The sequence below is a fragment of the Streptomyces sp. NPDC005878 genome, from assembly GCF_040629815.1.
Lineage (GTDB): Bacteria > Actinomycetota > Actinomycetes > Streptomycetales > Streptomycetaceae > Streptomyces.
In genome coordinates, this window is sequence record NZ_JBEXWK010000053.1 from 1 (window position 1) to 14,900 (window position 14,900).

Annotated in this window: 10 protein-coding genes and 1 pseudogene; 6 read left to right on the forward strand and 5 right to left on the reverse strand. The window is 68.5% G+C overall.

Annotation, left to right across the window (positions count from 1 at the left end):
- Nucleotides 1–340: pseudogene (gene acnA, locus ABZ404_RS38810) on the forward strand (aconitate hydratase); the annotation flags it as partial.
- 92 nt (nucleotides 341–432) lie between these two features.
- Here acnA and ABZ404_RS38815 read toward each other — a convergent pair.
- From ABZ404_RS38815 to ABZ404_RS38835, 5 genes are all read right to left on the reverse strand, one after another.
- Nucleotides 433–1,356, reverse strand: coding sequence for a VCBS repeat-containing protein (locus tag ABZ404_RS38815; protein ID WP_358833379.1), 924 nt, complete (start codon nucleotides 1,354–1,356; stop codon nucleotides 433–435).
- A gap of 275 nt (nucleotides 1,357–1,631) precedes the next feature.
- A complete protein-coding gene (locus ABZ404_RS38820) occupies nucleotides 1,632–2,564 on the reverse strand; it encodes a VCBS repeat-containing protein (protein ID WP_358833378.1) in 933 nt (310 codons plus the stop codon).
- Nucleotides 2,565–2,813: 249 nt separating this feature from the next.
- The gene (locus tag ABZ404_RS38825; protein ID WP_358833377.1) at nucleotides 2,814–3,767 is read right to left on the reverse strand and encodes a VCBS repeat-containing protein; all 954 of its coding nucleotides are present in this window, start codon (nucleotides 3,765–3,767) and stop codon (nucleotides 2,814–2,816) included.
- Nucleotides 3,768–3,964: 197 nt separating this feature from the next.
- A complete protein-coding gene (locus ABZ404_RS38830) occupies nucleotides 3,965–4,948 on the reverse strand; it encodes a VCBS repeat-containing protein (RefSeq protein ID WP_358833376.1) in 984 nt (327 codons plus the stop codon).
- Nucleotides 4,949–5,097: 149 nt separating this feature from the next.
- On the reverse strand, nucleotides 5,098–8,949 hold the full coding sequence (locus ABZ404_RS38835; protein ID WP_358833375.1) for a GH92 family glycosyl hydrolase: 3,852 nt from the start codon (nucleotides 8,947–8,949) through the stop codon (nucleotides 5,098–5,100).
- A 527-nt stretch (nucleotides 8,950–9,476) separates the two neighbouring features.
- Between ABZ404_RS38835 and ngcE the strand changes: the two genes are divergently transcribed.
- From ngcE to ABZ404_RS38860, 5 genes are all read left to right on the forward strand, one after another.
- Complete coding sequence (gene ngcE, locus ABZ404_RS38840; RefSeq protein ID WP_358833374.1) at nucleotides 9,477–10,928, forward strand: N-acetylglucosamine/diacetylchitobiose ABC transporter substrate-binding protein; 1,452 nt, start codon at nucleotides 9,477–9,479, stop codon at nucleotides 10,926–10,928.
- 58 nt (nucleotides 10,929–10,986) lie between these two features.
- Nucleotides 10,987–11,913 carry a sugar ABC transporter permease gene (locus ABZ404_RS38845; RefSeq protein ID WP_358833373.1) on the forward strand — a complete coding sequence of 309 codons (927 nt, stop codon included), beginning with the start codon at nucleotides 10,987–10,989 and terminating at the stop codon, nucleotides 11,911–11,913.
- Nucleotides 11,910–12,824 (forward strand): carbohydrate ABC transporter permease, encoded by a 915-nt coding sequence (locus ABZ404_RS38850; RefSeq protein ID WP_358833372.1) that lies wholly within the window; start codon nucleotides 11,910–11,912, stop codon nucleotides 12,822–12,824. The genes ABZ404_RS38845 and ABZ404_RS38850 overlap by 4 nt, the downstream gene beginning before the upstream one ends.
- A 217-nt stretch (nucleotides 12,825–13,041) precedes the next feature.
- Nucleotides 13,042–14,241, forward strand: a complete 1,200-nt coding sequence (locus tag ABZ404_RS38855; protein WP_358833371.1) for an ROK family transcriptional regulator — start codon at nucleotides 13,042–13,044, stop codon at nucleotides 14,239–14,241.
- Nucleotides 14,242–14,361: 120 nt separating this feature from the next.
- On the forward strand, nucleotides 14,362–14,900 hold a 539-nt coding region (locus ABZ404_RS38860; protein ID WP_358833370.1), incomplete at its 3' end, for a substrate-binding domain-containing protein.

Below are 14,900 nucleotides of genomic sequence, written 5' to 3' on the forward strand. Positions count from 1 at the left end.
CTGGGCCGCCAAGGGCACGGCGCTGCTCGGCGTCAAGGCCGTCGTCGCCGAGTCCTACGAGCGCATCCACCGCTCGAACCTCATCGGCATGGGCGTCCTGCCCCTCCAGTTCCCGGAGGGCGCCACGGCCGCCTCCCTGGGCCTGACCGGCGAGGAGACCTTCTCCATCACGGGCGTCACCGAGCTGAACGAGGGCACGACCCCGCGCACGGTGAAGGTCACCACCGACACGGGCGTGGAGTTCGACGCGGTGGTCCGCATCGACACCCCCGGTGAGGCGGACTACTACCGCAACGGCGGCATCATGCAGTACGTGCTGCGGAACCTGATCCGCAACTAACGGACCCGGCTAGCAGGAAGGGCCGCACCTCCTCTCGGGGGTGCGGCCCTTCGTCACGCTTGGCGCTTCAGGGAAGAGCCGGTGGGGTCGGATCAGAACAGCAGGCGGTAGGTGTTCCAGCCGCCGCTGCCGATCTGGACGCGGGACTTGTACGGGGACGAGGCGTTGCCCGTGCCCGAGTAGCGCCACAGGGTGCCGTCGTTGCCGCGCGCGACCAGGTCGGTCTTGCCGTCGAAGTCGAGGTCGCCCGTGGAGATCAGGGTGTTGTAGGTGTTCCACCCACCGCCGATCTTCGTGCGGCCCTCGAAGGGGGCCTTGTAGTTGCCGGTGCCCTTGTAGAGCCACAGGTTGCCGGAACCGTCGCGGGCGACGATGTCGTTCTTTCCGTCACCGGTCAGGTCGCCGTTGCCGGCGATCTGCGTGTACTGGCCCCAGCCGGCGCCGACCTTGTAGCGGGACGTCAGCTTGCCGTCGCCGTAACCGAGGTAGATGTACAGGTTGCCGCTGCCGTCACGGGCGAGCAGGTCGCCCGCACCGGCACCGCCGAGGTCGCCCACGGACCAGATGTGGTTGTAGGTGTTCCAGCCGCCACCGACGGTGAACTCGCCGACGTCCCACATGAAGTAACGCAGGTAGCCGTCCGTGCTGCGGTACCAGATGCCTTCCGAGTGGCCGTCACCGTTGTGGTCGACCTGGGTGAGGTCCTTCTCGTTGCTCCAGTTCTCACCGGACTTCACACGGGAGTCAAGACCACCCTTGCCGTCCGGCGAGTAGCTGTAGAGGTAGCCGTTGCCGGCGAAGCCGTACAGCGCGAACCGGTTCGCCTCCGCGACGGCGGACGAGCGCAGACCAGCCGGGGCGTGCGCCTTGCTGGACGCGGACGCGGTCTTGGAGCTCTTGGCGGGGTTCTCCGCCGCGACCGCGGACGCGCCGGTCGCGACGAGCGCCGCGGTGATGGCCGCGGCGGCGAGACGGGCGGCTATGCGCCCGCCCTTACGGCCAGAAGTGTTGGCCACGTATTTCTCCATGGAGTTGTTGAGACATGGCGTGTCCCACCAGGGGGCCCGCCATAGGATCAGTGAGATCGTTTCACGGCTTTCTCACATCTTCCAAACAGATATGTGCGGGAATCGTCACGACCGCTTCGGCGCCGTCCCCGCAACGCCGAAGGGCCGCACCGCCGAAGCGGTACGGCCCTCCGTCAGATCGCATCAGATCGCATCAGGCCGGATCAGACCGGATCGGATCAGACCGAGTTGGATCAGACCGAGTTGGATCGGGCCGGGTCCGATCAGAAGAACAGTCGGTAGGTGTTCCAGCCCGCCGTGCCGATCTTCACGCGCGACTTGTACGGGTCCGCGGCGTTGCCGTTGCCCGAGTAGCGCCACAGCGCGCCCGAGGCGTCGCGGCCGACGAGGTCGGTCTTGCCGTCGAGGTCGAGGTCGCCCGGCGAGAAGATCGTGTTGTAGGTGTTCCACCCACCACCGATCTTCGTACGGCCCTCGAAGGGCGCCTTGTAGTTGCCGGTGCCCTTGTAGAGCCACAGGGTGCCGTCGCCGCCGCGCGCCACGATGTCGGCCTTGCCGTCGCCCGTGAGGTCACCGTTGCCGGCGAGGGCCGTGTACTGGCCCCAGCCGCCGCCCACGAGGTAGCGGGACGTCATCTTGCCGGTGCCGTAGCCCAGGTACAGGTACAGGTTGCCCGACGAGTCGCGGCCCAGGAGGTCGCCGGCGCCCGCGCCGCCCAGGTTGCCCGGGGACAGCAGGGCGTTGTACGTGTTCCAGCCGCCCCCGATGGTGATCGGGTTGGAGCCGTCGGCCGGGGCGTAGTACAGGTTGCCGTTGTAGTCGGCCTGCCAGGCGCCGTCCACGACGTTGTCGCCGTCCTGTTCGACCTGGCCGACCCACTTGAACGCCCAGCCCGCGTTGCCCTCGAAGCCCGTGCGCGACTCGAGGCCGCCGTTGCCGTCCGGCGCGTAGTACCAGGCGGTGTTGGACTTGTCGATGCCGTACAGGCCGAAGACCGGCGCGTCGCCCGGGTCCGCGGCCTGGGCGCCGGTCAGCGCGCGCTTGGCCGGCTTCGCCGTCGGGGCCTTGAACGGCTTCGCCGAGGGGTTGTCGGCGGCGAAGGCGGTGGCGCCGGTGCCGACGAGGGCGGCGGTGACCGCCGCGGCAGCGAGACGCGAAGCTATGCGTCCACGCTTACGGCCAGAGATATTGGCCACGTATGTCTCCATTGGTCGTGAATGAGACGTGGTGCGACTCGGGTGTCGAGTCGCGTCACGAGTTCAGCGGAATCGTTTCACGACTCCTTTACCTGTCAACCCGCTTGGCGACAAAGGGGATCAAGACAACAGCTATTTCTCGCCCCTCGTTCACCATCCGTATCCCGAAAACGCCCAAAAGGGCCGCATTTCCCCTACGGGAATACGGCCCTCCGGTTATCGCGCGTGGCTCGAAGCCGCCGGGGCGCGTCAGAACAGCAGCCGGTACGTGTTCCAGCCGCCGTTTCCTATCTTCACGCGCGACTTGTACGGGTCCGCGGCGTTTCCGGTGCCCTTGTACAGCCACAGCGCTCCCGCCGCGTCACGGCCGAGCAGGTCCGTGGTGCCGTCCAGGTCCACGTCGCCCGAGGAGACGATGGCGTTGTAGATGTTCCAGCCCCCGCCTATCTTCGTGCGCGCCTCGAAGGGGGCCTTGTAGTCGCCGGTGCCCTTGTAGAGCCACAGGGTGCCGTCGCCGCCGCGCGCCACGATGTCGGCCTTGCCGTCACCGGTGAGGTCGCCGTTCCCGGCGAGGGCGGTGTACTGGCCCCAGCCGCCGCCCACCTTGTAGCGCGAGGTCAGCTTGCCGTTGCCGTAGCCCAGGTACAGATAGAGCGTGCCGGAGGCGTCGCGGCCCAGCAGGTCGCCGCCGTCCGCGCCGCCGAGGTTGCCCGCGGAGAGCAGCGTGTTGTAGATGTTCCAGCCGCCGCCGACGGTGGTGGTCTCCAGCTCCAGCAGCGGCTCGTACGTCATCGTGCCGTTGGCGTCCCACTTCCAGACGCCGTCCGCGACGCCGTCGGCGTCGTTGTCGACCTGGGCGCCGTTCTTCACCCCGCCCTGGCCCTCCTCGAACAGCATCCGGGACGCGAAGCCGCCCTCGGAGTCGGGCACGTAGGAGAAGCTGTTGCCCGAGCGGTCCACGCCGATGAGCGCGAAGACCGGGTAGGCGCCGTTGGGGTCGTCGGAGGTGGTGACACCGCGCTTGCCCTTGGCCGCGGCGAGCGCGACGGCCTTCGCGGTCGCGGCCTTCACCGAGGCCTTGGCCGAGGGAGCCGGCTGATCGGCCGCGAACGCGGTGGCGCCGGTGCCGACGAGGGCGGCGACGGCCGCGACGGCGAGACGGGAAGCCGTCCGCCCGGGCGTACGGCCTGAAGACTTGGCCACGTGTCTCTCCATGGGGTCGATGAGCCATGACGCGGCCCGGGGCACGCCTGTGGAACCGTGCGCCGGACACGTCACGTGATCAGCGAGATCCTTACACAACTCCCTTACGTGTCAACCTGTTTGAGTGCGGAGGGGCAACGGCGAAGGGCCGCGCCCCCGTCCCCGGGGGTGCGGCCCTCGCGTCACACGTCAGGACGTCAGAAGAACAGCCGGTAGGTGTTCCAGCCGCTCGTCCCGATGTTCTTGCGGCCCGCGAACGGCGCCGCCGCGTTGCCCGTGCCCGAGTAGCGCCACAGGGAGCCGTCGGTGCCGCGCGCGACGAGGTCGGTCGTGCCGTCCAGGTCCAGGTCGCCCATGGAGAACAGGGCGTTGTACGTGTTCCAGCCGGCGCCGATGCGGGTGCGGCCCTCGAAGGGGGCCTTGTAGTCGCCGGTGCCCTTGTAGAGCCACAGCGTGCCCGAGGCGTCGCGGGCGACGAGGTCGTTCTTGCCGTCGCCGGTCAGGTCGCCGTTGCCGGCGATCTGGTTGTAGGTGTTCCAGCCGCCGCCGACCTTGTAGCGGGTCGCCAGCTTGCCGTTGCCGTACCCCAGGTACACGTAGAGCGTGCCGGCGCTGTCGCGGGCGAGCAGGTCGCCCGCGGCGGCGCCGCCGAGGTTGCCGGGGGAGAGCACCAGGTTGTAGGTGTTCCAGCCGCCGCCGACCGTCCACGGGGTGTCGGAGTCGTCCGCGGCGTAGTACATCGTGCCGTTCTTGTCCCACTCCCACCAGCCGTCGGCGTACCCGTCGGCGTCGTGGTCGACCTGGGCCGACCACTTGATGGCGTCCCAGCCCGTGTCGATCTTCGCGCGCGGGCTGAGGGCGCCGCCGCCGTCGCGGATGTAGCCGTAGAGCGTGTTGGCGCGGTCCGCGGCGAACAGGTCGAACTGGGGGGCCTCGGGGCTGGGCGCGGCACCGACCGCGCCGGAGCGCGTGAGCGAGGGCGCGGAGGGCTTCGGGGCGGCCTTGAAGGGCTTGGGCGGATCGACCGCCGCGGCCGCGGTCGCACCGGCGCCGACGAGGGAGGTGGCGGCCACGACGGCGCCGAGCCGCGCGGCTATGCGGCTGCGCTTGCTGCCGGAGGTCCCGGAAGTCCCGCGAGTCGCGGAATCCTTGGCCAGATTCTTGGCCACGTAGTTCTCCATGATCCATGAGGCTCAGATGCGACGTGGCGCGCCTCAGCAGACGAGACGCGCCACGGGTTTCACCGGAATCCTGCCATGACTCCTTTACATGTCAATCGGCTTGAGGTAAAAGCAGCCAACTCGATACGCGTGGCCGCCGGATGGGGCCGTCAGCGCAGCAGCTCGATCTCGGCCAGCGTCACCGGCCCGTCCGCCGGGACCAGGCGGTAGTGCCCGTACGTGCCGGGCCGCGCCACGGTGAACACCCGGGTCTGCTGGTCCCAGGCGAACGACTCGCCCGAGCGCCGGTCCAGATCGACCCACTTCGTCCCGTCCGAAGAGCCCTGGAGGACCCACCCCTTGGGGGCCTTCGACCCGTCGGCGGACGTCAGGGTGTACTGCGCCGCGCGCGTGGCCGACGCCACCGGCAGCTCGGCGGAGCCGAACGAGGCGGACGTCGCCGAGGTGTCGTCGAAGAGCGGGCCGCCGGCCGTGGTCGCGTCGGAGGGCGGCACCGGAACCCTGCCGTCCTGCGTGATCGACACCGGCGCCGCCTTCTCGCCCGTGCCCCAGGCCGACGGACGCGGCCCCATCGCGAAGTCCAGCGTGCCGCCCCGGGCCAGCAGGGAGTGGGGGAGCGCGGTGGAGTTCCACGCCTTGCCGTTCACCTTCAGCGACTGGACGTAGAGGTTGCGCGAGCTGTTCGCCGGAGCCCTGACCACCAGGTCGCGGCCGTTCTCCAGGTGCACGGTCGCCTTGGTGAACTGGGGCGAGCCGACGGCGTACTCGCCGCTGCCCATGACCAGCGGATAGAACCCGAGCGCGGAGAACAGGTACCAGGCCGACTGCTCGCCGTTGTCCTCGTCGCCGTGGTAGCCCTGCCCGATGGCGCTGCCCGTGTAGAGGCGGTTCATCACCTCGCGGACCTTCTCCTGCGTCTTCCAGGGCTGCCCGGCCGCGTCGTACATGTACGTCACGTGGTGGGCGACCTGGTTGGAGTGGCCGTACATGCCCATCCGGACGTCACGGGCCTCGGTCATCTCGTGGATGACGCTGCCGTACGAACCGGCGAGGTCGGGGGAGGCCGTCTCGGGCGTCGTGAAGTACGCGTCGAGCTTCTTCGCCAGGCCCGCGCGCCCGCCGTAGAGGTTGGCCAGGCCCCGGGAGTCCTGCGGGGCGGTGAACGCGTAGCCCCAGCCGTTGGTCTCGGTGTAGTCGTAGCCCCAGACCCGCGGGTCGTAGGAGGCGCTGGGCACGCGCCACCGGCCCTGGGTGTCCCGGCCCTGGAAGAAGCCGGGGGCGCCCGCGCCGGCGCTCGCCGCCCGGGAGTCGAAGAGCTTCACGTAGTTGCGGGCCCGGCCCAGGAAGTACGCCGCCTCCTCCTTGTAGCGGGACTTGTGGGTCCTGTCGTAGAGCGCCTGGCCCATCTTCGCGAGGCCGTAGTCGTTGAGGTAGCCCTCCAGGGACCACGACAGGCCCTCGTGCGTGGAGGTCGGGGTGTAGCCGAGGAAGGGCGAGGTGTCCATGCCCTTGCGGCCGACCCCCGCGGCGGGCGGGGCGACAGTGGCGTTCTTGAGCGCGGCCTCGTAGGCGGCCTCGCCGTCGAACTTCACGCCCTTCACGTACGCGTCGGCGAAGGCCACGTCCGAGCTGGTCCCGGTCATCAGGTCCGCGTAGCCGGGCGAGGACCAGCGCGAGATCCAGCCGCCGTCCTTGTACTGCTGGACGAACCCGTCGACCATCTCGCCGGCCCGCCCCGGGGTGAGCAGCGAGTACGCGGGCCAGGTCGTGCGGTAGGTGTCCCAGAAGCCGTTGTTGACGTACACCTTCCCCTCGACGATCTTCGCGCCGGTGCGGGTGGGGGTGTCCTGGCCGGTGCCGGGGGAGAAGGGGCTGGCGTAGACGTCCTTGGCTCCCACCCGCTCGAAGCCGGAGTTGGGGTACAGGTAGAGCCGGTAGAGCGAGGAGTAGAGGGTGGTGAGCTGGTCGTGGCTCGCGCCCTCGACCTCGACCCGGCCCAGGATCCGGTCCCAGGCGCGCTGGGCCTGCCGCTTCACCCGCTCGAAGGACGTGCCGGCCGGGATCTCCGCGGCCAGGTTGGCCTTCGCCTGGTCCACGCTGATGAGCGAGGTCGCCAGGCGCAGGGTGACCGTGCGGTCCTTGCCGGGCTTCAGCCGCAGATAGCCGGTGACGTCGGCGCCGCCGCCCCCGGGCAGCTTGCCGCCCGCTGTCGCCGGTACGTCGAAGACGCCGTGGACGAAGAGCCGGGTGGCGCCCTGGGAGAGGCCGCTCTTCACGTCGGAGTAGCCGGTGAAGGACGAGGTCGACGGGTCGAGGGTGAGGCCGCCGTTGTTGTTGACGTTGTCGAGGAGCACGCTGGCGTCGTCACCGGGATAGGTGAACCGCATGGCCGCCGCGTGGTCGGTGGGCGCCATCTCGGCCTTGAGGCCGTTCTCGAAGGTGACGCCGTAGGAGTACGGCTTGGCGCTCTCGTTCTCGTGCCGGAACGGCAGGGCGCGCGCGGTCCGCGAGGCGTCCGGGGTCCCGGCCGCCGCCGACGGCATCAGCTGGAAGGTCTGCCGGTCGCCCATCCACGGGCTGGGCTCGTGGCTGGCGGAGAACGCCTGGAGGGTGGGCAGGTTGTCGGCGTTGTTGCGCCGCGCGTAGTCGTACAGCCAGTCCTGCGAGCCCGCGTTGGTCACCGGGGTCCAGAAGTTGAACCCGTTGGGGACGGCCGTCGCCGGGAAGGTGTTGCCGCGCGAGAAGGAGCCGCTGGAGTTGGTGCCGCGGGTGGTCAGCGCGTAGTCGGAGAGGTGCGCGAGGCGCTTCTCCGGCTTCTTCGGGGCGATCGAGAGGTCGTCGATCCAGCCCTGGAACTTCGCCGGCCCCTTGGGCGCGTCGTACGCCACCAGGATCCGGTCGGCGGTCTTGCCCGCGGCCACCGCGCCGATGCGCGAGGACACCTCGTTCCACTGGTTGACGTAGAGGGTCTTCGCCGCGCCCTGACCCTGGGGGGTGAGCCGCCCGCCGTGCGCGTCGAGGGCCCCGAGGTCACTCAGATAGGTGCCGTCGGTGAAGGCGAGGTCCACCGACACGTGGGTGGCGGGATAGCCGGGGTCGGTCTCCGGCATCGACGGGAAGACCTTGTAGTCGAGCACGGTGTCCCGGCCGATCCGGGTGTCCACGTCGAAGATCTTGTTGTACGAGTAGGCCCGGCCGTCCGCCTTGTGCGTACCGGCGTAACGCAGGGCCCTCTTTCCGGTGAATCCGGCGTTGGCCTTGGCGGTGGGGGAGCCGCCGGGGCCGCGGTCCGGCAGAGTCCGCATGTCCGGGGGGACCGGGGTGCTGGTGTCGCCGTCGGAGAACTGCACATCGGCCAGCTGGGTGAGGTCGGCGCCACTGTTATGGGTGATTTCCAGGCGGTAGTGCGCGTATGCCGTGGAGTTGGTGAAGTCGTACGTCCGGGTCTGGAAGCGGGAGGCGAACGTCTCGCCCGAGCGGGTGTCCAGCGTCGTCCAGGTGGCGCCGTCGGCGGAGCCCTGCAGCGTCCAGTCCCGGGGGTCGCGCGCGGCCGCGTCGTTGGCCGAGGTCAGGGCGTAGGTGACGACCTTGACCGGGCTGTCGAGGTCGAACTCCAGCCAGGCGGTGGGCTGGAAGGCGAGCCATTTGGTGCTCGGCTGGCCGTCGACGAGGTTCTCCTTCACCTCGCCCGAGCCGTCGTTCTCGGCGCTCGCCCGCACCGCCGTCACCCGGTCGGTGACACTGCCCGGTATACCGCTCGCGAAGCCGCCGTCGACGCCCGAGGCGCGCTTGCTCCCGTCCGGGCCCCTCTCCACGGTGTCGCGCCAGTCGGGCTGCGGCTGGCCGGTCTCGAACGAGGTACGGAACTCCTGGCCGGACCGGGAGGGTTGGGCGGCGGCGGACTGGGCCGTCGCGGCTCCCTGGGCCGTCACCACGAGCAGGAAGGAGGCCGCCGCGAGGGCGGCTGTCGGCCCTTGGCGGAGCCGGGATCTGGGCAGCATACGGGGCCTTTCCATTGGCGGGCGCATGACAGAGGGCAGCGCGGCGAAGGCCGGTGCGCACCGGTCATACGATCTGGACAACGTTGTCAGAGAGAAAATGCAGGATCCAGTAGGAAGGCAAGCCGACGGTGCTGTCAAGGGCGTTGAGGGCAAATGGCCCGGGCGTTCCGGCCCGCCGCGAGAGGCCCGCGGGGATCCGGCCCGCCGCGCTCCGCCATCAGATATCCAAGAGGTCTCAACTCGGGAAAGGATGCCGTCCAACCGTGCTTTCGATCTTGCTCAGTTGACGGAAAGTGGACTATACCTGTCGGCGTCCGCTCCGCCGGGAAACCGGCGTGCTCGGGGACGGGGGACGTCGGGGAAGCAACGGCACGTCATCCTCCGCACATCCGACGTATCCGCTGCGTACCCTGCACTACCCAAGCTTCGGCACAACTGACCGCGGTGGCGGGGCCCTTCGCCTGTAGGCGATTCGGTACGGGCGACCGGTACACCGCCTGAGTCCTGGAGAAGGCGAGGACTTGAGCATGGGATCCACCTCCGCCCACGAGAGCAATGAGGGCCTGGGCCGTCGCGATCTGATCAAGCGGTCCGCAGCGCTCGGTCTGATCAGCGTTCCGGCGATGGGCTTCCTGTCCGCCTGCGCGAGCGGCGACAGCGGCGGCGACAAGAAGGTAGAGAAGGGCACCAAATCCGACAAGAACCCGCTCGCGGTGAATGAGTCGGCCCCTCTCGACGTCGTCATCTTCGACGGCGGTTTCGGCACCAAGTACGCCACCGACGCGAACGCCGTCTACCAGAAGGCGTTCCCGAAGGCGAAGATCAGTTTCCACAAGACCCAGAAGATCCAGTCGGAGCTCCAGCCGAAGTTCAACGGCGGCACCCCGCCGGACCTGATCGACAACTCGGGCGCCGAGCAGATGGACATGGGTGTCCTGGTCGGAAAGAGCCAGCTCACCGATCTGACCCCGCTCCTGGACGCGCCCTCCATCGACGACCCCGCCAAGAAGGTCCGCGACACGCTGCGGCCCGGCATCGTCGAGATGGGCCAGTTCGACGGCGACCAGTGCTGGATCTTCTACTACGCGTACACCGTGTACGGCGTGTGGTACTCGCAGACCGCGCTCGACAAGCTCGACGCGAAGTACCCCGAGACCTGGGACGAGATGCTCGCGCTGTGCGCGAAGGCCAAGAAGCAGGGCATCGCGGGCTGGACCTACCCGGGCAAGTACCCCTACTACCTGCCGTTCTCGCTCTACCCGTTCATCGCCAAGATCGGCGGCCGTGAGGTCCTGGACGCCATCGACAACCTGGAGCCGAAGGCCTGGGAGCACCCGGCCGTCAAGGCCGCGTTCGAGGCGTACTACGAGCTCTTCAAGAAGGGCTACATCCTCCAGGGCACGCCCGGCATGACCCACATCCAGTCGCAGACCGCCTGGACCAAGGGGCAGGCGCTGTTCATCCCGAACGGCTCCTGGGTGGAGAACGAGGCCGCTCCCACCACGCCCAAGGACTTCAAGATGATGGTGGGCGCGCCCTCCAGCCTGGACGGCAACGACAAGATGCCGTTCGGCACCATCTGGGCGTCCGGCGGTGAGCCCTTCATCGTCCCGGCCAAGGCGAAGAACCCGGTCGGCGGTATGGAGCAGCTGCGCATCATGCTCAGCGAGGCCTCCTCGAAGAACTTCACCTCCCAGGTGAAGTCGCTCTCCGCCTTCAACGGCGGCACGGACGGCCTGGCCCTGTCGACCGCCCTGCAGTCCGGTGTCGACGCGCTGAAGAAGGCCGGCACGAACGTCGTCAACCCGCGGCTTCAGGACTGGTATGTGAAGCTCCAGAAGGAGCAGATCGGTGTGGCCGGTCTCGGCGAGATGATGGCGGGCCGCGCCACCCCGGCCGAGACCATCAAGAAGATCCAGGGGTACGCCGACAAGGCCGCCCAGGACCAGAACATCAAGCACTACAAGCACAAGAAGTAGCGGCAGTGGTCAGGCGTCACCAGCGGCGGCACCCGCTAGAAGATCGGGGTCGGTAACCATGCAACACGGCAAGTACCGGTTCATCGTGGGATTTCTGGTACTCCCATTGGCGTTGTACTCACTCTTCGTCATCTGGCCGTTCATCCAGTCCATCTACTACTCGTTCACGGACTGGACCGGTCTGAGCCCGGACTTCGACATGGTCGGCTTCGACAACTACACGCGGATGTTCGACGACGACATCTTCTGGAAGTCGTTGCAGCACAGTCTGCTCTTCGTCCTGTTGCTGCCCCTGGTGACGCTGGGCCTCGCGCTGTTCTTCGCCTTCATGCTCAATGTCGGGGGACGGCGCCGAAAGGGCGCCGCCATCGCCGGAGTGCGCGGTTCCGGATTCTACAAAATCGCCTACTTCTTTCCGCAGGTGCTCTCGATCGCGATCGTCGCCCTGCTCTTCCAGTTCGCGTACAACCCCAACAACGGCGTGATCAACTCCGCGCTCAAGGGGGTCGGGCTCGGCAGCGTCCAGCCGAACTGGCTGGGCGACCCGGATCTGGCGCTCTACTGCGTGATGGCCGTGCTGGTGTGGTCCACGGTCGGCTTCTTCGTCGTCCTGTTCTCGGCCGGGATGGCGTCGATCCCCAAGGACTTCTACGAGGCGGCGCTGCTCGACGGCGCCAGCCGCTTCACCACGTTCTTCAAGATCACCCTGCCGCTGCTCTGGGACACCGTGCAGTCCGGCTGGGTCTACATGGGCATCCTCGCCCTCGGCGCCGAGGCCTTCGCCTCCGTGCAGATCATGACGGTGGGCCCGGGCGGCCCCGACTACTCGACCACGGTCCTGCCGCTCTACGTCTATCAGTCGGCGTTCCGCGACGGTCAGGCCGGATACGCGACCACGATCGGTGTCGCGCTGCTCGTCGTCACGCTGCTGTTCGCGGCGGTCGTGATGCGACTGGGCCGGCGCGAGCGGCTGGAGTTCTCATGACCACTGACACCTCGACCGCCGACCTCGCCGAGGAGCGCCCGCCCGTGGCCAAGCAGGCGGCGCCGGTGAAGAAGGAGAAGAAGAGCGAGGGCGCGGTCCTCAACGTCTTCTCCCACGGCGTGCTCGTCCTGTGGGCGTTCATGGTCGTCATCCCGCTGCTCTGGGCGGTCATGGCGTCCTTCAAGGACGACAACTCGATCCTGTCGACCCCCTGGGCGCTCCCGGACAAGCTGCACTTCGACAACTGGTCGCGGGCCTGGACCCAGGCCCATATGAGCGACTACTTCCTCAACACCATCCTGGTGGTGGGCGGCTCGCTCATCGGCACGCTGCTGCTCGGCTCGATGGCCGCGTACGTCCTGGCCCGCTTCGACTTCCCCGGGAACCGGTTCATCTACTACCTGTTCATCGGCGGGATGAGCTTCCCGATCATGCTGGCGCTGGTGCCGCTGTTCTACGTGATGAACAACCTCAGCCTGCTGAACACCACGCACGGCCTGATCCTGGTCTACATCGCGTACTCGCTGCCGTTCACGGTCTTCTTCCTCACCTCGTTCTTCCGGACGCTGCCCAGCTCCATCGCCGAGGCGGCGATGATCGACGGCGCCTCGCACACCCGTACCTTCTTCCAGGTGATGCTGCCGATGGCCCGTCCGGGTCTGATCAGCGTGGGAATCTTCAACTTCCTGGGGCAGTGGAACCAGTACATGCTGCCGACGGTGCTCAACACCGACCCCGACAAGCGGGTGCTCTCCCAGGGCCTGGTCGAGCTCGCGACCAGCCAGGGGTACAAGGGCGACTGGTCCGGGCTGATGGCGGGCCTGGTGATGGCGATGCTGCCGGTGCTCGCCGCGTACATCGTCTTCCAGCGCCAGGTCGTCGCGGGCCTGACCGCCGGAGCACTCAAATAGCGGTACGTCACACTCCGTATCCACCCCGGGACCGCCCGTCGGCGACACGCCGACGGGCGGTCCCGTGTCATGTCCCACTGCTCAGGTCTTGACGGGAGACAACCCGAAAGGCTCAGCTTAGAGTTCACATGTTGGAGATAGGGCGGGGCCTCGGAGTGGCGGTCCCGTGCGAGGGCGGCCGTCGTGCCGCCCGCCTACGGCGGGAGTGGATGAGTCGATGGAGACTCCGGGGTCGCAGACGTCATTGCACCGGGCCAACCTCGAGCGGGTCGTACGCGCGGTGCGCATGGCGGGCTCGCTCACCCAGGCCGAGATCGCCAGGGCCACCGGCCTGTCCGCGGCCACGGTCTCCAATATCGTTCGTGAACTGAAGGACGGCGGAACCGTCGAGGTCACGCCCACCTCGGCGGGCGGCCGACGGGCCCGCAGCGTCTCGCTCAGCGGCTCCGCGGGCATCGTCATCGGCGTCGACTTCGGCCACACCCACCTGCGCGTCGCGGTCGGCAACCTCGCCCACCAGGTGCTCGCCGAGGAGGCCGAGCCCCTCGATGTGGACGCCTCCTCCGCGCAGGGCTTCGGCCGGGCGGAAGAGCTGGTCACCCGCCTGATCGCGGCCACCGGCATCGGCCAGGACAAGGTCATCGGGGTGGGTCTGGGCGTGCCCGGTCCCATCGACGTGGAGTCCGGGACGCTGGGCTCGACGGCCATCCTGCCGGGCTGGACCGGCATCAACCCCCGCGAGGAGCTCTCGGGCCGCCTGGGCGTCCCGGTGTACGTCGACAACGACGCCAACCTGGGCGCCCTGGGCGAGCTGGTGTGGGGCAGCGGACGCGGGGTCAAGGACCTGGCGTACATCAAGGTGGCCAGCGGTGTCGGCGCCGGTCTGGTGATCGACGGGCAGATCTACCGGGGCCCGGGCGGCACGGCCGGCGAGATCGGCCACATCACCCTGGACGAGTCGGGCCCGGTGTGCCGCTGCGGCAACCGGGGCTGCCTGGAGACCTTCACCGCGGCGCGGTACGTGCTGCCGCTGCTCCAGTCCAGCCACGGGGCCGATCTGAGCATGGAACGGGTGGTCCAGCTGGCCCGCGAGGGGGACCCGGGGTGCCGCCGGGTGGTGGCGGACGTGGGCCGCCACATCGGCAGCGGTGTCGCCAACCTCTGCAACCTGCTCAACCCCAGCCGGGTGGTCCTCGGCGGCGACCTGGCGGAGGCCGGGGAGCTGGTCCTGGGGCCCATCAGGGACTCCGTCTCGCGGTACGCGATTCCCAGTGCGGCGCGCCAGCTGTCGGTCCTTCCGGGGGCCCTCGGCGGCCGTGCCGAGGTGCTCGGCGCGCTGGCGCTGGTACTGAGTGAAATGGGCGATTCGACCCTGTTGGAGAGTGCTCTCCCGGCCGGGGCTCCTGCCTTCACTTAGATAACGGATGGCACCGTTGTCATCTCGTTAAGGATTTACTCCTTGACGGTGGCCCTGCAGCCGAGTTGACTTCCAGCCACCTCGGCCGCAACGTCGCGGCCTCGTCAGGGAGGTTTCAGAATGAACACGCGTACGCGTCGTGCCGCCGTGGCCGTGGCCGCCACCGCGATGGCCGTCTCTCTCGCCGCCTGCGGCAGCGCCAAGGAGTCGGGCGACAAGACGAAGGAGTCGACAGGCTCCAAGAAGGGCGACGACATCAAGATCGGTCTGCTCCTGCCGGAGAACCAGACCGCGCGTTACGAGAAGTTCGACAAGCCGCTCATCGAGAAGAAGGTCAGCGAGCTGACCAACGGCAAGGGCAAGGTCGTCTACGCGAACGCCAAGCAGGACGCGACGACGCAGACGCAGCAGGTCGACACGATGATCACCAACAAGGTCGACGCGCTGATCGTGGACGCGGTGGACTCCAAGGCGATCGCGGGCGCGGTGAAGAAGGCCAAGGACCGGGGCATCCCGGTCGTCGCCTTCGACCGTCTGGCCGAGGGCCCGATCGACGCGTACACGTCGTTCGACAACGAGCAGGTCGGCCATGTGCAGGGCAAGGCCCTGGTGGACGCGCTGGGCGCGAAGGCCAAGGACGGCCAGATCGTGATGATGAA

Excerpts from the sequence above, each read along its gene's own strand:
- ABZ404_RS38850 (WP_358833372.1), top strand. The coding sequence starts at position 11,910 with ATGACCACTGACACCTCGACCGCCGACCTCGCCGAGGAGCGCCCGCCC.
- ngcE (WP_358833374.1), top strand. The coding sequence starts at position 9,477 with ATGGGATCCACCTCCGCCCACGAGAGCAATGAGGGCCTGGGCCGTCGC.
- ABZ404_RS38855 (WP_358833371.1), top strand. The coding sequence starts at position 13,042 with ATGGAGACTCCGGGGTCGCAGACGTCATTGCACCGGGCCAACCTCGAG.
- ABZ404_RS38845 (WP_358833373.1), top strand. The coding sequence starts at position 10,987 with ATGCAACACGGCAAGTACCGGTTCATCGTGGGATTTCTGGTACTCCCA.
- ABZ404_RS38830 (WP_358833376.1), bottom strand. The coding sequence starts at position 4,948 with ATGGAGAACTACGTGGCCAAGAATCTGGCCAAGGATTCCGCGACTCGC.
- ABZ404_RS38835 (WP_358833375.1), bottom strand. The coding sequence starts at position 8,949 with ATGCTGCCCAGATCCCGGCTCCGCCAAGGGCCGACAGCCGCCCTCGCG.